This window comes from Bacterioplanoides sp. (assembly GCF_965226395.1).
Classification (GTDB): Bacteria; Pseudomonadota; Gammaproteobacteria; order Pseudomonadales; family Oceanobacteraceae; genus Bacterioplanoides.
In genome coordinates this window covers 1,651,631-1,669,577 of sequence record NZ_OZ245358.1, presented here as the reverse complement: position 1 = coordinate 1,669,577, position 17,947 = coordinate 1,651,631, and the positions used below count along the sequence as shown (strand labels likewise).

The window sequence follows — 17,947 nt, the reverse complement described above, 5'->3', positions numbered from 1 at the left end:
CTTGTAGCGCCCCGTAAGGCAATATCTCAGTGTTTCAAAGGCTCCTCCTTAGATTCTACTCAAACTGCTGTTTATCGCTTAAAACAAGCCTTCTAAAACAAGCACATTTCCCCTGAATTTGTTACACTTATTCGCTTTGTTATGTCGGATTTCAGGCCAGATACACACGGCTCTGAAAGGCTAAAAAGAACAGAGGAACACCAATGTCAGAGCAGAGTTACGACTCGTCGAGTATTAAGGTCCTGAAGGGACTGGATGCCGTACGGAAACGCCCCGGTATGTATATCGGTGACACCGACGATGGCACAGGTCTGCACCACATGGTGTTTGAGGTGGTGGATAACTCCATCGACGAAGCGTTAGCCGGACACTGCGACACAGTCACCGTGGTGATTCACCCGGACAACTCGGTATCGGTTTCCGATAACGGCCGTGGTATTCCAACCGAAATGCACCCGGAAGAAGGGCGCTCAGCGGCGGAAGTGATTCTGACGGTATTACACGCTGGTGGTAAATTCGACGATAACTCCTACAAAGTCTCCGGCGGTCTGCACGGTGTGGGTGTGTCGGTGGTGAACGCGCTGTCGGAAAAGCTCAAGCTGACCATCCGTCGTGGTGGCAAAATCTACGAGCAGGAGTACACCCACGGTGATCCGGATTACCCACTGAAAGAAGTGGGCGTGTCTGAAACTAACGGCACTATGGTGACTTTCCTGCCATCGAAGGAAACCTTCACCAAAACCGAATTCTCTTACGATTACCTGGCCAAGCGTCTGCGTGAGTTGTCCTTCCTGAACTCAGGTGTGAAAATTCATCTGAAAGACGAACGTGTTGCTGATAAAGAAGATATCTTCGAATTTGAAGGTGGCCTGAAATCGTTCGTGGAATTCCTGAACGAAGGCAAAAACGCCCTGAATGACGTGTTCCACTTCAACGCGGAACGTGAAGACGGCATGGCGGTAGAAGTGGCCATGCAATGGAACGACAGCTTCCAGGAAAGCATTCACTGCTACACCAACAACATTCCACAGCGCGATGGCGGCACCCACTTAGCGGGCTTCCGTGCGGCGCTGACACGCTCTCTGAACGGTTATATCACCTCAGAAGGTCTGGACAAGAAGAACAAGGTTGCCACCACTGGCGACGACGCTCGAGAAGGCTTAACTGCGATTATCTCGGTGAAAGTGCCTGATCCTAAGTTCAGCTCCCAGACCAAAGACAAACTGGTGTCTTCCGAAGTGAAGCCAGCGGTTGAGCAAGAAATGGGTCGCCTGTTTAAAGAATACCTGGAAGAGAACCCACAAGCCGCCAAAGAGCTGGTGGGTAAAATGATCGACGCTGCCCGTGCCCGTGAAGCGGCCCGTAAAGCGCGTGAGATGACCCGTCGTAAAGGTGCTCTGGATATCGCCGGTTTGCCAGGCAAACTGGCGGATTGTCAGGAAAAAGACCCGGCACTGTCCGAAGTGTACCTGGTGGAGGGTGACTCGGCCGGCGGTTCCGCCAAACAGGGCCGAGACCGTCGTACTCAGGCGATTCTGCCGCTTAAAGGTAAGATCCTGAACGTCGAAAAAGCACGCTTCGACAAGATGTTATCGTCTGCCGAAGTGGGCACTCTGATTACTGCACTGGGTTGTGGCATTGGCCGCGAAGAATTTAACCCTGACAAGCTGCGTTACCACTCCATCATTATCATGACCGATGCCGACGTCGACGGTGCGCACATTCGTACGCTGCTGTTGACCTTCTTCTTCCGTCAAATGCCGGAAATCATCGAACGTGGTCACGTCTATATTGCTCAGCCACCGCTGTACAAAATCAAGCGTGGTAAGCAAGAACAGTACATCAAAGACGAAGCTGCACTGGAAAGCTACCTGACCCATGTGGCGCTGGAGAAAGCGGCTCTGTACCCGAATGCAGACGCGCCAGCGATCTCTGATGAAGCCTTTGCCAAACTGGTGGATGATTACCGTAACGCGCAAGACACCGTAACGCGTATGAGCAACCTTGTTCCACGTGAAGCATTACATGCGATGTTGTCTCTGCCACGTTTGAGTGTGGAAGATTTGAATGATGGAGCTCAAGTAGCTGATTGGGCTAAGAAGCTTGGTGATGCTCTTCCAGATGCAGGCCGTAGCGGTTCTCACTTTGAAGTTTCATCACAAGCTGATATCGAGCGTGGCGGTGAGCAGGTAATAATTAATGTAATTACCCACGGTATTCCAAAAGAATACATCCTGGATCAGGACTTCTTCTCCGGCTCTGGTTACCAGAAACTGGCTTCCATGAGCGAAGAACTGTCGGGACTGCTGGAAGACGGCGCATACATCCAGCGTGGTGAAGGCGATCGTAACCACCATGAAATTGAAGATTTCTGGGATGCGGTTCAATGGCTGCTGAACGAAGCGAAAAAAGGCTTCAATATCCAGCGCTATAAAGGACTGGGCGAGATGAACCCGGAACAGCTGTGGGAAACCACTATGGATCCGGAAGCGCGTCGTATGCTGCAAGTGAGCATCGAAGACGCCATTGGCGCGGATAAGATGTTTACCACCCTGATGGGGGATGACGTTGAACCACGTCGTGCGTTTATTGAAGCCAATGCGCTGAATGTGTCGAACCTGGATTTTTGATTCAGAGCGATTATTTTTCAGCGAAAGCTAAGCATTAAGAAGGGAGCCAATGGCTCCCTTTTTTGTTTGTTGATCTAGGGGGATTTACCGTAACCTACGGTTAGTTAATTAATAGTTCTGTAGGTAATAAAAATGGATTTTGATTGGAAGTGGCAAGAGCCTTTAGATCTCCTTCCTCCAGATCAGTTAGGTAGAGGTGAGTACGCAAAATTTCTTACGGAGTTTCTCAATTCAAAATCAACACAAAGTTATGTGATGAACTTGAATGCTGAATGGGGAGCTGGAAAAACCTACTTCTTAAAACGCTGGTTTAACGAAGTAAAAAAACAACACCCCGCTGCGTATATTGACGCTTGGAAAAATGACTTTTCTGACGATCCACTCCTGACAGTAATTACTGAGATAACAGAAGCTTTAAAAAATAATTCAAACGTCGCTGCAGACAAGTATAAAGAGAATTTATTCCGATCCGGTGGCAGACTACTGAAACAGGCTGGCCCAGCTTTTTTCAAAGGCATATTAAAAACATATGCTGGTGTAGATTCTGATGAGTTCGATATGGATAGCTTTAAAGATGCAGCAGAGAAAGCTTTAAGTCTGGGAGTCGAAGAGCACAAAAATAAATTAAAAGAGTTAGAAAGCTTTAAGACTTCTATCCAGCGATGGTTGCAGGATTGTTTTAAACATGGTCAACAATCTCCAATGTATGTGTTTATTGATGAGCTTGATAGATGCAGACCTACTTATGCCATTGAATTATTAGAAACGGTTAAGCATCTGTTTGATATTGAGGGAGTAGTTTTTGTCATTGCTACAGATACTGAACAGCTACAGCACTCGATTAAAGCTGTTTATGGTGAAGGGTTTGATTCATCACGGTATTTATGCAGATTTTTCGATAGAAATTTTTCGTTAAGAAGATCTAATGTTTATCGCTTTATTGAAACCAGAAATGTTACGAAAAAGCTCTGGGAAATATTAGAAATTAGCTGTAATGGACAAGTGATATTTGAAAGTAGGCGTAAATTTATAGAAAGCTTATCAGCTCTTGCTGAATCTTTTAGATTTTCCTTGAGAGACATTGAACAATGGCTTGATCAACTCTTAGCTTGTTTTTCAAATACGGTAAATAAAGATAAGTATTTCTGGGTCGCAATTGCAGTTCTTTTGGGGTATAGATTTAGTAATTCTGAAAATCTAAATAGCCTTGAGGAGGTGAATTTATCAAGGCTTGCCAATTCGCAATATACGATTAATTTCACTTTGACTCCTAAATACCTCAACCAGCAAATAGTGAAAAACAGTTATTACGATTCGGGTATTCATAAAGAAATAGAATTCACAGAAAATTTTGATGGCTACAAGGTAAGAGCAATAACTCTTAAGCCCGAAGATCAACTTGTGTCGTCAATAACTAGTGCGTTTGAGAGATCTAGACAAAATGTAGCTCAAATAGTGTTTAATCTAGAAAAGCAAGGTCAAGGTGAGGAGATTCCCGCCATCGCAGTGATAATCCAATATGGTATTAGCCAATATTCGGTGAGTTTGGATAACTATATCGACCTCGTCGAAATGGCTTCAGACTTAACCTGATCAATCCGCAACCATCCGGAATTTCCGGATGGTTGGATCTACAAATACCCTTCAAGAAACCCTGCCGTTTGAATCAATTGATTGGTTTTCAACTTAAGCAAAAAATCTTCGCGAGTGAGTGGTGGATGTTTTAGAGAAAGCCACTGATTCTTAAATGCTGAAATTGCAATGGCTGGGTTCAAATCAAACTGATAACGAAAAAAGTCATCGGGGTGTATCACTTCCAGATTGAAGTTCTGCAATAAATAGTCGGCGGGAAAGTCTTTCAGGTTGTAGGTAACAATTGCATCGGCGTTGGCTTTAATCGCCGCAGCAACCACGTGGCGATCATTTGGGTCAGGCAGCTGAATATGCTCGTTAAGGTGTTCATAGTTCTCGACTTTGGCATCGTAGATGTGAGCATCCATCAGCTCACGGGTACGAAGCAAAACATGATCAGGAATTCGCTGGTTTCCCTCTTCGTCTTTTTCGCGTTTCAGGCCGTTAATCCACTCATCATGAATCTGATCTGTCCAATGCGCTTTAAAGAGGCCCGTCATCGCCAGCCGCATGGCTGAATCCCGCACGACAGCAGGGTACAAAATACATGCGTCAAGGATAACGGTGAATTTGGCCACTAGTCATATCCCATTCCATTGAGTTGTGCGATTTCGGCCAGCTCATCCAGAGCTTCAGTGCGTTTGGCGTCAGTTGCCTGTTTATAGGCGATCACATCTTTTGCCAACACCCGCCGATGTGTTCCAACTTTAGTAAAACCGATCTGACCACTTTCCAGCAATTTCACCAGGTGTGGACGGCTAATATTCAGCAGATTGGCGGCTTCCTGAGTGCTGAGCTCAGCATGAACCGGCATCACGTTAACTGCATTACCCTGAGAAATTTCCCCCAGAATATTCAGTAACAGATCCAGTGCTGGGCCAGGAAGAATCAGCTCATCCTTTCCCTGAGCTCCTTGAATGCTGAGCTTTACCCGTGATTGATCGGCATACTTGGCCAGAGTACGACTGGATACCCGAGCAGCCTCAACATCATCCTGACTGGGCAGCTTAACGACATTGTTAGCGCGATTGGCTGACATAAGCCCTCCTTATTCGAAATAAACGAAATATTTGTAATGGAAAATAATCGAAATAATCGAAACTAACAAATGAAAAATTCTTAAAATGAGCCGAATAACCACCTTAAACGGCTCAGTTCGTGAGCCGATTAGAGACTTTATTCGGCTCACAACACTCTGATCCATCCCACAATTGAATCTCTCAACCACTTTGTTGTCAGACTCCTCATCTATTTTTACGCCCGTATATTTTGGAGAATGCCCCATGCAGGTTGTTAATATTTCACCGTCGGTTGCTGAAGCCGTTGCTCAGGTTCGCCAGTCTCTCACCGACAAAGGTTTTACCATTTTTGCCGATATCGACCATCAGGCGAATGCTGAAAAGGTGGAGCTGGAACTGGCAGAAGCCCGGACACTGATTTTTGGTAACCCAATGGCGGGCACCAAGCTGATGCAGAAAGACATCACCATGAGCCTCGATCTGCCGCTGCGGTTAGCCATTGTGAACAACGCTGGGCAAACTCAGCTGGTGCATCAGACCAGCGAAGATTACATCGCTGCTTATCAGGTTGAAGGGCATCCGGTGCTGGAAAAAGTCGCCGGTTTGTTTGCGGCGTTAACCGCAGAACTCAGTGACTAATCCACGCTCAATAACTCCCTTCTGTCTGAATTCATGTGCCCTGCCTGACATCCGTCAGGCATTCTCTGCGCCATTGTGATACCTTCCGCGGCCAATTATCTGAATGGTCAGCTTTTGTTTGATAACGGGCTGACTGTTCCGGTGCTCTTTCGTTAGTGCGGATAGTCGCGGAGTAAAAAATGAACGCAGTAATTATTGCCGTGGTGCTGATGCTGGTGCTCAGCCTGGCACGTATGCACGTCATGTTGTCGATGATCGTGGCCGCTTTTGTGGGTGGCTGGATCGGTGGTCTAGACACCTCAGCAACGCTGGAAGCGTTTAATAAAGGTATTGGTGGTGGTGCCGGTATCGCGTTAAGTTATGCCTTGTTGGGTGGTTTTGCGGTGGCGATTTCGTTGTCTGGTTTACCGCATTTACTGGCCGATAAAATCCTGACGAAAATCGGCAAGAGTGATGAAGCCAGCAGCCAGTGGCTGGGTCATGGCTTGTTATTTTTGCTGATGCTGGTGGCGATTTCGTCTCAGAACCTGATTCCAATTCATATCGCGTTTATCCCCATTCTGATTCCACCGCTATTGTTAGTAATGACTCGCTTACAGCTGGATCGCCGTCTGGTGGCCTGTGTGCTGACTTTTGGCCTGGTAACGCCGTATATGTTCCTGCCGGTGGGCTTTGGCAGCATCTACCTTAACGATATTCTGCTGGGCAAAGTTGCTGCCGCGGGTCTGGATGTAGAAGGTGTCTCAGTGGTAAAAGCCATGGCGATTCCGGCTCTGGGCATGGTGGTTGGCCTTCTGATTGCCGCATTGTTCAGCTATCGCGGTAAGCGCGTCTACAACATGAGCCAGGTCGAAAAAACCGAACACACTGAGCAAGGTTATAACGCCAAATCGTTATGGGTTGCGGGTGCGGCGATTGTACTGGCGTTTGTGATGCAGTTATACACTGGCTCCATGGTGCTGGGTGCAATGGCGGGTTTCTTATTGTTCTCCGCGACCGGCGTGATTCGTTGGAATGAATCAGACGGCGTGTTGGTCGATGGTATGAAGATGATGGCGTCGATTGGCTTTATTATGATTGCCGCCTCAGGCTTCTCCGAAGTGTTAAAAACCACCGGCCATATTGATCAGCTGGTGAACGGCGCGTCAGATTGGCTGGCAGGCAATAAAGCCCTGGCTGCGATGATGCTGTTGGTGGTGGGCCTGCTGCTGACAATGGGTATTGGCTCGTCGTTCTCAACCATTCCGATTATTGCCGCGATTTATGTGCCACTGTGTCTGCAGATGGGCTTCAGCCCACTGGCGATTGTGGCGTTAGTGGGTACTGCTGGTGCGCTCGGTGATGCGGGTTCTCCGGCATCGGATTCGACCCTGGGGCCAACCGCAGGTCTGAATGCCGACGGCCAGCACAACCATATGAGCGATACCGTGATTCCAACCTTCCTGCACTTTAACCTGCCACTATTAGCCGCCGGTTGGGTTGCGGCCATGGTGCTCTGACACTGTCTTTCAGTCACTGGTTTAACTGCGTCAGAATCATCTCCTGACGCAGTTACAACCACCCCTCGGGCATAACGATCCGCCTTCTTATTCTGGTTAATAAGTGAACAACTATTTTTTAGAAGTACCTACGTACCAATTGTCAACAATGGCTTAATTGGCGGTATGAGGCACTTTTTTAGTCTTCCTATACTCAAAGTCCACATAAAAATAACAACGGGCAACAATAATGAAAAAATCCTTCTCTAAACTGGCGGCGGCGAGTCTGCTGGCAAGTTCAGTCGCTGCTGTTAATACACAGGCAATGTCGACACAACCGGCCCCCAGCGGCTTTACTCAAACCCAGCACCCCATGATGCTGGTGCAGGGTATTCTGGCGTTTGATTCCATTGCCGGGGTTGAGTACTGGTACAAAATCAGTGAAAAACTCGAGGCCGAAGGAGCCCGGGTGTTCACCGGTGAAATCAATGCTTTTAACAGTTCGGTCGAACGCGGTGAGCAGCTGATTCAGCAGCTGGATAATATTCGCGCCACCGACCCCTCAATCGAAAAGTTTAATTTGGTTGCCCACAGTCAGGGTGGCTTAACTTCCCGCTATGTCATGACGGTACGCCCGGATCTGGTGGCGTCAGTCACGACCATTGGTTCACCTCATACTGGTGCTCCGATTGCCGACCTGCTGAATAATGCTTTCCCTGAAGATTCTCTGGGTGGCGATGTATACGAAACGCTGGTGGACGCCGCTGGTACCTTGATTGATCGCCTGTCGGGTGATGAGGTTGGCCCGGGCAGTGCGCGGGCGCTGACCAGTGAATTCACCAGCGCCGGTGCTGCCGATTTTAATGCACAGTTCCCACTGGGTTTACCGGCAGAAGTCTGCGGTGAGGGCCCTGCCTCGGTGAGCGTTAATGGCCATGATATCCGCTTGTACTCCTGGGGTGGTGGCGACAGCTTTACCAATGCAGCTGATCCACTGGATTACTTGTTTGGTACCACTGGATTATTGTTTGGCGGCGAAAGTAATGACGGTATTACTGGCAGCTGTGCCAGCCATTTTGGCACTGTGATTCGTGATGACTACAAGATGAACCACGGTGATTTAATTAACCAGGCACTGGGTATTCACGCCTTGTTTAATACCGATCCGTTGTCGTTATACCGCACTCATGCCAATCGTCTGAAGCAGGCGGGTTTATAACAGCACAATGACAATCAAAACATACCGTCTGCCAGCAGCGGCTCTGCTTGCCGCTGCTGTGACGGTTCCTCTGGTGATGTTCCGAACCGGTCTGCTTGCTCCTGAGCAGCCACAAACTTTCACTGCGGCTGATGGCTTGCCTAACGCTGATATCGCAGTTTTGTCGACGGATGAGCCCTGGTCGTCTGCCCAACCAAGGTTGCAAATTGCCGACTCTCTGAGTGGCACCTCCCATGGTGTTGCGTTGATTTCCCGGGGTGATGAGCTGCGTGTGACCGCAGGCTTAAGGGATCTGTTCGATTATTATCTGAGTGCCGTTGGTGAGCTGTCGCTGAATACAATTCGCGGTAATATTCAGCAAGCATTGCAGCAGCAGTTATCTGGGCCGGCGTTGCAGCAGGCGCACGATATTATGAACAATTATCTGGCTTATAAATCGGCGCTGGTGGAGTTTGAGCAGCAGTATCAGCAGCCTCAGTTTGATGCTGCTGACTGGGATAACACACGCCGGATTCGGTTTATGAACGAACGCCAACAAGCGTTAACCGCACTGCAGGATCGCTGGTTGGGCGCCGACGTTGCCGATGTCTTTTTTGCCTTTGATCGTCGTCTGGATAACAACACGCTCGCGCGTGCGGAAATTCTCAACTCTTCGCTGAATGATGCTGAAAAATCTCAGGCTCTGGTGAATCTGCAGGCGGAATTACCTATCGGTATGCAGTTGCAACGTCAGCGTGATCAGCAGCAAAAACAATTGCTGGCGATTGATCGGGCCGAATTATCAACCTCGGAGAAATTCCAGCAACGAGCCGAAGTGGTGGGTGAAGCCGCTGCACAACGATTGCAGGCGCTGGATCAGCAGCGGGCGCAATGGCAACAGCGGTTGGAAGGCTTTCGTCAGGTGGTCAACCAGCTGCAACAGGCGAATCTGGCCCCCGACGATTATCAGCGTGAATATCAGGCATTACTGGAGCAACATTTTGCTGCCCATGAGCGGGTCAGGGCACAGGCTTTGACGAATTAAAAACGCTTGCCGCTGTTATTGGTATTGACCACTTCACCATCAAATTTATTCTGAGAGATGCGATCAACCGTGTCGTTGATCCACTCTTCTGACCACTTATTCACTTCGGCGGTGCTCATCTCGCTGGTTTCCACCACCGGGCTGATCACCACCTGAATAGTGCCGGGTTTTTTTATCCAGTTATCGTTGGGCCAGAACTCGCCGGAGTTATGAGCAATGGCAATCACGGGTGCTTTGTTTTTGCCTGCCAGCATGGCGCCACCTTTAGAAAACTCTTTGCGTTTACCCGGCGGAATACGAGTGCCTTCCGGGAAGACCAGCACATGAATGCCATCTTTCAGGCGTTCCCCCCCTTGCTGAATCACCTGCTTCAGGGCGTTGGTTTTCTGGTTGCGATCAATAAAGATCGGACGAATTAAATTCAGTGCCCAGCCAAAAAACGGCAGATACAGCAGTTCTTTTTTCACCACCTGAACATGTGGTGCCAGTGTGGTGGGCAGAAAGAAGGTTTCCCAGGTGCTCTGGTGTTTGCTTAACAGCACATAGCCACGATCATCTTTAGGCACATTCTCCAGCCCCGATACCTGCCATTTAACACCACAGATAATGCGTGCCGACCACAGCGCCACGGTGCAATAAAACACCAGGACAAAATAATTACGTTGTTTCAGTGGCAGAAACAGCGCTACCACAAAGGAGATCAGGCACCAGCTGATGGTAAAACTGGCCAGCCAGAGGTAAAGAATCAGCGAGCGGATGCCATTAATAAACGAAGCAAGTGTCGATTCTGAGGATGCGGTGCTGGCAGCTTTCATAAGACTCCCTTTTATTAAGACTCTGCGGCCAGAGACTGGATGGTTAACGATAAACAACTCGTTTATACCACTTCGTTGGAGCTTGTTCGTTTACTTAAATTCTTTTAACAATTTCCTTTGCATCTTTGGCTGCTGCACCACCCCGGGTTACGACGCCAGAATAAAATCAACAAAGGCACTCAGATCGGAAAATACCGGGCTGTTGTGCAGCTGATCATCGGCCTCAAGTTTGGGTAAGGTTTTTTCCCCTTTACCGGTTTTTACCAGTGCTACCTGGCATCCGGCTGCGGCCCCGGCTTGTAAATCCCGCAGTGAGTCACCCACCATCCAGGCCCCTTGGGCTGACACGTCCAGCGCCTGTTCGATTTGATGAATTAACCCCGGTAAGGGTTTGCGGCAATCACACTTGTCGTCCGGGCCATGTGGGCACCAGGCGATATGGGCAAACGAGCCACCTTCTGCCTCTACCAGCTGAGTCATTTTATGATGCATAGCATCCAGATCAGCCTGAGAAAAATAGCCGCGCGCCAGACCACTCTGATTGGTAGCGACCGCAACCTGAAAACCGGCCTGACATAAACGGGCAATGGCGCTGGCACTGCCAGGAATCGGCAGCCATTCATCAACGGATTTTACGTACTCCTCCGAGTCCTGATTAATAACACCGTCACGGTCGAGAATAATAAGAGAAGTCATGTTGGGTCTTTTAAAAATGCAGTGAAGTAGAGGCTGTCAGTTAGCGGGCAATGGCTTCGATATTGCGTGCGATCCGGAAATTAAAAGCCACCGAAATACGTGGCTTTTGTTCAAAATGCGGAGCCACCATATGCATCAGATAACTGGGAAAAACATACATCGAGCCGATCTTCGGAGTATAACTCACCGTGGTTGCTGGCCGGTAGGGAGCACCAACGGTAATCGGGTCAAAGAACAGGATATCGCCGTCATGAATGCCGCCGCCGGCTGACTGAGGGTTTTCATTCACATCAATATAAACCACGCCGCTCCATTCACACGGCAGGTGAGCGTGTGGTGCATTCCAGGCACCAAAGTCATTGATATTGGCCCACATGGATGACAACAGAATTTTTTCGTCGGCGGGGAATTTTTCTGCGTGGCGAATCAACTGAGTGCCAATCTCAAACACCTGCTGGCTCAGTTGTTGTATCAGCGGATCGTCGCTATTAAACAGGTCATCTTCTGAATGCCAGCCTCTCTGATTCGAGCGTTGTATGCCTTGCTGACTTTGCTGACGTAAGGTGAGCAGCGTATCGCTCAGCGTGTGCTGATTGGCACTCACCCAGGAGAGCGACGTTTCCAGAATGGACACCCCAAAATGTAAGCGATTGTCCGCTTTCATATTGTTTCCTCATTTCATCGCGGTGTTTGCTGGCAATATAACATCGCCTACGACAAAGTAATGAGCATCGGACAAAAATATAAAAACCGACGATATAAAAACCGACTGAGGTCACTTATGGAAAGCAATCTGTATTCAGCCAGTTCACAACCGGGTCACTCAAAACCAAATCAGTTAAAACCATTAGCCCTGTGTATTGGTTTGTTGAATGCCCAGCTGGTGATGGCCAGCCCTTGTGATATTACGGTGGATGCCACCAGCCTGAGTGATACCGACACCACTACAACATTGGCTGAAGCACTGGCACAAATGAAAAGTTGTAATGACGGCGGGCAGATTACCATTGCGGATGCACTGGCCGGAGAGACATTGCAATTTGGTACCTTGCCCACGTCTTTAAGCGGTGGTGATGCTCTGGAAATTGTCGCCCCTGAAGCTGAAACCGACGCCGATCGGGTGGTTGTTAATGTCTCCGATGATTTCGATGACTTTGCCGTGACCGTGAACGAAAGCGCCACTCTGACGCTGAAAAACCTTAAATTTGTATCAGATGCGGATAGTTTGTCGCATGCCTTATTTTATATCGATGGCGCTTCACTGGTGCTGGATAACCTGATTGTGGGTGGGGTAACTGTCAGGAACAATCAGGGGGTGATCGAAGCGGAAGACAGTGACGTCGATATTAAAAATACCACCATCAAAAATAACCGGGCGCACAACAACCTGATCTACTCCAGGAACGAGACGGTCAGCGGCCCGGGAACTCCTCAGACTATTACGTTAAACGTCTCCGACTCGCTGTTTGAAAACAACACCGCGTCCAGTCCAAATGGGCAAGGCGCTGCGATTTATAGCGAAGATGTAACGCTGGAAATCCGTGACTCGGTATTTGATGGCAACAGAGCCGTCTTTCCCAGTGAGAATGCTGTAGGCGGAGCAATCGCCATTGAAAACTCATCCGCTGGCAGCCGTGTTGTGATTGCAGATACCGAGTTTAAAAATAACCAGGCACGAAATCATGGCGGCGCTGTGTTTGCTAAAGGTCAGGTCACGCTGGAGCTGAACCAAACCCGCTTTAGCAACAACCAGACAAATAGTGGCCAGGGCGGAGCTATTTATCTGGAGCCGGAAGGCTCGGGTATTACTCTGGAAATTAACGACAGCCAATTTTCGAGCAACGAAGCAGTCAGTAATGGTGGTGCAATCGCCGCCAACTCAGATGAGGCATCGGCCACCTTAAGGATTAAGCGCTCGACTTTTAGTGATCAGCAAAGTGGTGCCAATGGTGGCGTCTTTTACACCCGAGGCCCGGTTGCTACCGAGATTACGAATTCAACGCTGGTGGCGAATGAATCTGCTGCAAGTGCTTCCATCATCAGTGCTGAAGACAGAAACAGCACGCTGAGCATCTCTCATTCGACTCTGACCGATAATGTTGCGGCTGGTGGAAATGATGGTCATACCGTCTTTATGAATACCCCAGCAGCCGATCTGGAAATCAGCCATAGTGTGTTCCATAACAACACCGGGCCAGATGGCAAAGCCGCAATTGCGGTGGTTGAATCCGAATATTCGGCGCAGGTGGAATTTACTTACTGGGATGGCAGCTACGACGGCACTCAGAATGCATCCGATAATGGCGGCAATATCGTTAGCGCTGACGACCCGGGTTTAGCCGCACTGCAGGATAATGGTGGAGAAACAGCAACCCGGATGCCAACACCGGACTCGGTGTTACTGGATGCAGGTGATGCCAATATCAGTGACGAGCCGGATACCGACCAGCGTGGTAGTGATCGCATTTTGCGCGGCGTGATTGATCTCGGCGCGGTGGAATACGGCAATATGCCACCGGTGGGTTCAACCCCGGATGCCGCCAGCATAAATCGCGGCGATGCTGTGAATGTGGATGCCAGTGCCTGGTTCACTGATCCGGAAGGTGATGATCTGACTTTCTCCTTCAGTGGTGCACCGGCAGAGCTGAGTATTGAAGCTGATAGTGGCGTGATATCGGGCACTGCAGCGACTGCTGGCGACTTCACTATTACCGTGACGGCAACGGATGCCTTTGGTGCTTCGGCAGCCACCACGCTGAATCTGACGGTTCAGGCCCCCATAGTAGAGGAGCCAGTGGATGAACCGGAGGATAACGCTTCTGAGGATGACACTTCAGTTGAAGATAATAGCCCGGCTGAAGACAGCAACGCCAGCGGCGGTTCATCCGCTGGCGTACTGTTCTGGTTACTGGGACTGCTGCCTTTGGTGCGGATCAGCCGTCGGCGTTAATCCGCTGGGTTAGCTGTGCCAGCACGTCAACGGCTTGATCGTTATCAACCTGACAAGTGCCTGCATTGCGGTGGCCACCACCGCCGTGCTCCAGGCACGGCTCACCAATATGGGTCTGATGGTTGAGGTTAATAATGGAGCCGCTTTGTTTTCCAGCAAAGCGGCTTTTTTCATCACTCTCGCAAATAGTGTGCGGCAATAAACAACATACACTCACATTTGTACTGGTCGGGGTCGCGGCGCGATCAATCATTGTTAAGATTTTTGTTTAAAAATAATTCTGGCAATATACGATGAATAGTCATTTTATTAAGGTAGAGAGATGGAATTCACTAAACGAGCTTTAAAAGGCATGACGCCGCTGGCATTTTGCATTGCTGCCGCCAACAGTCAGGTTGCTAATGCCGATTGCGACATAGTCGTTACCAGTCTGGTCAGCGCCAACAACCCAGCCAGTATTAACCTAGATGAGGCAATTAATTTTGTAGTGGGTGCTCAGATAACGCCCGGGGTTGTTTTCCCGGATAACTGCACCAGCCCATTCACCATCTCGTTCGATAACAGTCTGGCGGGTATGACAGACACGGTGAGTGCAGCGCCAGCTGGTCTTGATGGCGGCAAAGTCGTTATCATCGATGGGATTGCTGATAATCCGATAACGCTGCAATTCAGTGATGCTGGAGCCACCTTTTTGAATGTAACGGAAAGTGCTTCGTTAACTATTGGCAATATGAACCTGAGCGGTCGGGAAAATATTACCCGCACAGCGTCTTTGTTCAGTGTTGATAATTCCAATCTAACCATCGAAGACTCGGTTATCGATGGTTTTGAGCACAATCTGAATCCGCTTCTTACAGCTTTCGAATCATCGACCACACGCATCATCGATTCCCGTATTACCAATAATCTTGCCAGTACAACCAATATTGCCACCATTGATGGGACGCTGGAGATTCAGGACTCGACCCTCAGCAATAATACTGCTTCATCAGCTGCGGGCGGTGTTATGAGTACAACCAGAACCGACCTGACCATTACTAATTCAGTATTTGAAGACAATACTTCGCTGGCCGATAACCGCCAGAGTGGTGGCGGTGCGATGGCCTTCAGCTTTTCTGATGCTGATGGCGGCAGTGTTACCATTCGCGAGTCAGCGTTCCGCCGTAATCGGGCCAATAATCGGGGTGGAGCATTGCTACATGATCTTAGCGGTGGCCGTTCTCAGACGCTAACAGATGTGCGTATCATCATTGAAGATACTGTATTTGAAGATAATGAAGCGCTTCAAAGTAGTACATCGACCTTTGTCAGTGGCGGTGCGCTGTATATTACCGGCAGTGCCGATTTGCATATTGATCGCTCAACATTCGGTGGCAATAGTGCCGACACGCTGGGCGGTGCTGTTTATCTGGCTGGTTTCCCAATTGATGCGGAGAATGGTCAAGTCAGCATTACCGATACTACCTTTGCCAGCAACGAATCTATCCGTGGCGGAGCGATGGCGATTAGGGGTGGACAGCGATCATTAACAGTGGTGACAGATCGATCCACTTATCGTGGTAATACAGCAATTAGTACTGGCGGGGCTATAGAATTCAGTGGTGCTAATGTATCGTTGCAGCTTATATCCTCTACCTTTGATGGCAATACTGCCGGTGCTGGTGGTTCCGTGCTCGACTTCGAAAGCGGTAATGCCAGTATTCAGCATTCCACCCTGACCAATAATACCGTCACTAGCCTTAGTGGGTCCCCACACTTATTATCGGCCAGCAGGCCCAATCAGAATATCGAAATCAGTCACACCATTATGCATGGCAATATCGGTAGTGGCCCCAGTGTGGGAGTGTCCGGGTCGGAATTTACCGCAGCGTTGGATTTTACTTACTGGGATGGCACCTTCCGTGGTGATACACAAATCGAGGACAATGGCGGTAATATTGTTAGCTCTGATGATCCGGGGTTGGGAGCTTTACAAAATAACGGTGGTGAAACGGAAACCCGAATGCCGGCGGCAGATTCTCCGTTGGTAGACGCCGGTGATCCTAATATTATGGATGATCCGGCAACCGATCAGCGCGGTAGTGAGCGCATTATGCGTGGTATGATTGATATTGGCTCTGTGGAGAACGGTAATATGCCACCAGTTGGCACAGTGCCAGACGCAGCCACTGTCAGTGTCAACACTGCCATTGACGTTGACGCCAGCGTCTGGTTTGACGACCCGGAAGGCGACAGCATTACATTCGCCATTGCGGGTGCACCGAATGAATTGAGTATTGATGCCAGTACCGGGGCCATCACTGGCACGGCAGCGACAGTCGGGGATTTCACCATTACGGTCACTGCTACAGACCAGTTCGGTGCCAGCAGTTCAGTGGTATACAGCCTGAGCATTGCTGTGAATAGGCCGCCAGTCGGCACAGTGCCAGACGCAGCCACAGTTGATGCGGGAACGGTCATCAATGTGGACGCCAGTGCCTGGTTCACTGATCCGGAAGGTGATGACCTGACTTTCTCCTTCAGTGGCGCACCGGCAGAGCTGAGTATTGAGGCTGATAGTGGCGTGATATCCGGTACCGCAGCCACCGCTGGCGACTTCACCATTACCGTGACGGCAACGGATGCCTTTGGTGCTTCGGCAGCTACCACCTTGAGTCTGACGATTCAGGCGCCTATCGTGGATGAACCGGAGAATAACGCTTCTGAGGATGACAGTTCAGCCGGAAATGGCTCTCCAGTTCAAGATAACAGCCCGGCTGAAGACAGCAACGCCAGCGGCGGTTCATCTGGTGGCGTGCTGTTCTGGTTACTGGGGCTACTGCCTCTGGCGTTGATCAGCCGTCGGCGTTAATCCGCTGGGTTAGCTGTGCCAGCACGTCAACGGCTTGGTCGTTATCAACCTGACAAGTGCCTGCATTGCGGTGGCCACCACCGCCGTGCTCCAGGCACAGCTCACCAATATGGGTCTGATGGCTGCGGTTAATAATGGAGCCACCAATGGCAAATACAGTGTTTTGCTGCTTCAGCCCCCACAGCACGTGAATGGAGATATTGGTCTCCGGGAACAGGGCATAAATCATAAAACGGTTACCGGCATAAATCGGATCTTCATCACGCAGATCCAACACCACCAGATTATTATGAACAGTGGAGCAGCGGCGCAGCTGGTCTTCGAATTTGTCTTTATGATCAAAGAATAATTCCACCCGCTCTTTAACGTCCGGCAACTCCAGAATCTCTTCGATGGTGTGATCGCGGCAATAATCAATCAGCTGCATCATTAACTGATAATTACTGATGCGGAACTCACGAAAACGCCCTAGCCCGGTACGGGAATCCATTAAGAAATTAAGCAGTACCCAGTCGGTTGGGTTGAGGATTTCATCCCGCGAGAACTGCGCCGAATCGGCTTTATCCACCGCCGCCATCATGTCATCAGCGATTGATGGAAACTTGTCTTTACCACCGTAGTAGTCGTACACCACCCGGGCGGCAGACGGCGCTTTATCATCAATAATATGATTGTCAGGGGCTTTATCACCGCGGCGTTTCAGTTCCGAGGCGTGATGGTCAAAGCTTAAATGACAGCCTTCAACGTATGGCAGGTTGGTGGTGATGTCGTTGGCGTTGATGTCGATTTTGCCGTCCTGCATGTCCTTGGGATGAACAAACAGAATATCGTTAATCATGCCCAGTTCTTTGAATAACACGGCACATACCAGGCCATCGAAGTCACTGCGGGTTACCAGTCGGAATTGAGAGTCGCTCACGGTTGTCTCCTGAAGAAAATCCATCCATTGAGCATAGACGCTTCCGACCAGAGCGTGAGATTCCGATAAAAAAAC

At 49.5% G+C, this 17,947-nt stretch carries 15 protein-coding genes; 8 read left to right on the top strand and 7 right to left on the bottom strand.

The genetic code is table 11. From position 1 onward, the window contains the following. The first annotated feature begins 203 nt into the window (after positions 1-203). Both gyrB and ACO05E_RS07570 read left to right on the top strand, forming a co-directional pair. Positions 204-2,630 (top strand): DNA topoisomerase (ATP-hydrolyzing) subunit B, encoded by a 2,427-nt coding sequence (gyrB, locus tag ACO05E_RS07575; protein WP_419812376.1) that lies wholly within the window; start codon positions 204-206, stop codon positions 2,628-2,630. 132 nt (positions 2,631-2,762) lie between these two features. After that, positions 2,763-4,223, top strand: a complete 1,461-nt coding sequence (locus tag ACO05E_RS07570) for a KAP family P-loop NTPase fold protein (RefSeq protein ID WP_419812375.1) — start codon at positions 2,763-2,765, stop codon at positions 4,221-4,223. 38 nt (positions 4,224-4,261) lie between these two features. On the opposite strand, the gene ACO05E_RS07565 is transcribed toward ACO05E_RS07570, so the two are convergent. Together ACO05E_RS07565 and ACO05E_RS07560 are read right to left on the bottom strand one after the other, a co-directional pair. Further along, positions 4,262-4,840: a PIN domain-containing protein gene (locus ACO05E_RS07565; protein ID WP_419812374.1), complete on the bottom strand. Its 579-nt coding sequence runs from the start codon at positions 4,838-4,840 to the stop codon at positions 4,262-4,264. After that, positions 4,840-5,301 (bottom strand): helix-turn-helix domain-containing protein, encoded by a 462-nt coding sequence (locus ACO05E_RS07560; protein ID WP_419812373.1) that lies wholly within the window; start codon positions 5,299-5,301, stop codon positions 4,840-4,842. The genes ACO05E_RS07565 and ACO05E_RS07560 overlap by 1 nt, the downstream gene beginning before the upstream one ends. A gap of 244 nt (positions 5,302-5,545) precedes the next feature. On the opposite strand from ACO05E_RS07560, the gene ACO05E_RS07555 reads away from it, so the two are divergent. The 4 genes from ACO05E_RS07555 to ACO05E_RS07540 all read left to right on the top strand — a co-directional run bounded on the left by ACO05E_RS07555 (position 5,546) and on the right by ACO05E_RS07540 (position 9,641). Next, complete coding sequence (locus ACO05E_RS07555; protein WP_419812372.1) at positions 5,546-5,920, top strand: DUF302 domain-containing protein; 375 nt, start codon at positions 5,546-5,548, stop codon at positions 5,918-5,920. 179 nt (positions 5,921-6,099) lie between these two features. Then, entirely contained in the window at positions 6,100-7,419 is a 1,320-nt protein-coding gene (locus tag ACO05E_RS07550; RefSeq protein WP_419812371.1) for a Na+/H+ antiporter family protein, read from the top strand. A 229-nt stretch (positions 7,420-7,648) separates the two neighbouring features. Continuing rightward, positions 7,649-8,617, top strand: a complete 969-nt coding sequence (locus ACO05E_RS07545) for an esterase/lipase family protein (RefSeq protein ID WP_419812370.1) — start codon at positions 7,649-7,651, stop codon at positions 8,615-8,617. A gap of 7 nt (positions 8,618-8,624) precedes the next feature. Continuing rightward, positions 8,625-9,641 (top strand): lipase secretion chaperone, encoded by a 1,017-nt coding sequence (locus tag ACO05E_RS07540; RefSeq protein ID WP_419812369.1) that lies wholly within the window; start codon positions 8,625-8,627, stop codon positions 9,639-9,641. On the opposite strand, the gene ACO05E_RS07535 is transcribed toward ACO05E_RS07540, so the two are convergent. The 3 genes from ACO05E_RS07535 to ACO05E_RS07525 all read right to left on the bottom strand — a co-directional run bounded on the left by ACO05E_RS07535 (position 9,638) and on the right by ACO05E_RS07525 (position 11,816). Continuing rightward, positions 9,638-10,456: a lysophospholipid acyltransferase family protein gene (locus ACO05E_RS07535; RefSeq protein WP_419812368.1), complete on the bottom strand. Its 819-nt coding sequence runs from the start codon at positions 10,454-10,456 to the stop codon at positions 9,638-9,640. The genes ACO05E_RS07540 and ACO05E_RS07535 overlap by 4 nt on opposite strands. Positions 10,457-10,603: 147 nt before the next feature. Continuing rightward, complete coding sequence (gene gmhB, locus ACO05E_RS07530; protein WP_419812367.1) at positions 10,604-11,152, bottom strand: D-glycero-beta-D-manno-heptose 1,7-bisphosphate 7-phosphatase; 549 nt, start codon at positions 11,150-11,152, stop codon at positions 10,604-10,606. A 40-nt stretch (positions 11,153-11,192) separates the two neighbouring features. Further along, positions 11,193-11,816 (bottom strand): TIGR02466 family protein, encoded by a 624-nt coding sequence (locus tag ACO05E_RS07525; RefSeq protein ID WP_419812366.1) that lies wholly within the window; start codon positions 11,814-11,816, stop codon positions 11,193-11,195. A gap of 117 nt (positions 11,817-11,933) precedes the next feature. Here ACO05E_RS07525 and ACO05E_RS07520 point away from each other — a divergent pair, with 117 nt between their 5' ends. After that, positions 11,934-14,102, top strand: a complete 2,169-nt coding sequence (locus tag ACO05E_RS07520) for a choice-of-anchor Q domain-containing protein (RefSeq protein ID WP_419812365.1) — start codon at positions 11,934-11,936, stop codon at positions 14,100-14,102. On the opposite strand, the gene ACO05E_RS07515 is transcribed toward ACO05E_RS07520, so the two are convergent. Continuing rightward, positions 14,086-14,355, bottom strand: a complete 270-nt coding sequence (locus tag ACO05E_RS07515; protein WP_419812364.1) for a hypothetical protein — start codon at positions 14,353-14,355, stop codon at positions 14,086-14,088. The genes ACO05E_RS07520 and ACO05E_RS07515 overlap by 17 nt on opposite strands. A gap of 69 nt (positions 14,356-14,424) precedes the next feature. On the opposite strand from ACO05E_RS07515, the gene ACO05E_RS07510 reads away from it, so the two are divergent. Next, positions 14,425-16,953: a putative Ig domain-containing protein gene (locus ACO05E_RS07510; RefSeq protein ID WP_419812363.1), complete on the top strand. Its 2,529-nt coding sequence runs from the start codon at positions 14,425-14,427 to the stop codon at positions 16,951-16,953. Here the strand turns inward: ACO05E_RS07510 and ACO05E_RS07505 are convergent. Further along, complete coding sequence (locus ACO05E_RS07505) at positions 16,937-17,872, bottom strand: exopolyphosphatase (protein WP_419812362.1); 936 nt, start codon at positions 17,870-17,872, stop codon at positions 16,937-16,939. The genes ACO05E_RS07510 and ACO05E_RS07505 overlap by 17 nt on opposite strands. Positions 17,873-17,947 lie beyond the last annotated feature (75 nt).

Coding starts and splice junctions, on each gene's coding strand:
- gyrB (WP_419812376.1), top strand. CDS start 204: ATGTCAGAGCAGAGTTACGACTCGTCGAGTATTAAGGTCCTGAAGGGA.
- ACO05E_RS07570 (WP_419812375.1), top strand. CDS start 2,763: ATGGATTTTGATTGGAAGTGGCAAGAGCCTTTAGATCTCCTTCCTCCA.
- ACO05E_RS07560 (WP_419812373.1), bottom strand. CDS start 5,301: ATGTCAGCCAATCGCGCTAACAATGTCGTTAAGCTGCCCAGTCAGGAT.
- ACO05E_RS07555 (WP_419812372.1), top strand. CDS start 5,546: ATGCAGGTTGTTAATATTTCACCGTCGGTTGCTGAAGCCGTTGCTCAG.
- ACO05E_RS07550 (WP_419812371.1), top strand. CDS start 6,100: ATGAACGCAGTAATTATTGCCGTGGTGCTGATGCTGGTGCTCAGCCTG.
- ACO05E_RS07545 (WP_419812370.1), top strand. CDS start 7,649: ATGAAAAAATCCTTCTCTAAACTGGCGGCGGCGAGTCTGCTGGCAAGT.
- ACO05E_RS07540 (WP_419812369.1), top strand. CDS start 8,625: ATGACAATCAAAACATACCGTCTGCCAGCAGCGGCTCTGCTTGCCGCT.
- ACO05E_RS07535 (WP_419812368.1), bottom strand. CDS start 10,456: ATGAAAGCTGCCAGCACCGCATCCTCAGAATCGACACTTGCTTCGTTT.
- gmhB (WP_419812367.1), bottom strand. CDS start 11,152: ATGACTTCTCTTATTATTCTCGACCGTGACGGTGTTATTAATCAGGAC.
- ACO05E_RS07525 (WP_419812366.1), bottom strand. CDS start 11,816: ATGAAAGCGGACAATCGCTTACATTTTGGGGTGTCCATTCTGGAAACG.
- ACO05E_RS07520 (WP_419812365.1), top strand. CDS start 11,934: ATGGAAAGCAATCTGTATTCAGCCAGTTCACAACCGGGTCACTCAAAA.
- ACO05E_RS07515 (WP_419812364.1), bottom strand. CDS start 14,355: ATGATTGATCGCGCCGCGACCCCGACCAGTACAAATGTGAGTGTATGT.
- ACO05E_RS07510 (WP_419812363.1), top strand. CDS start 14,425: ATGGAATTCACTAAACGAGCTTTAAAAGGCATGACGCCGCTGGCATTT.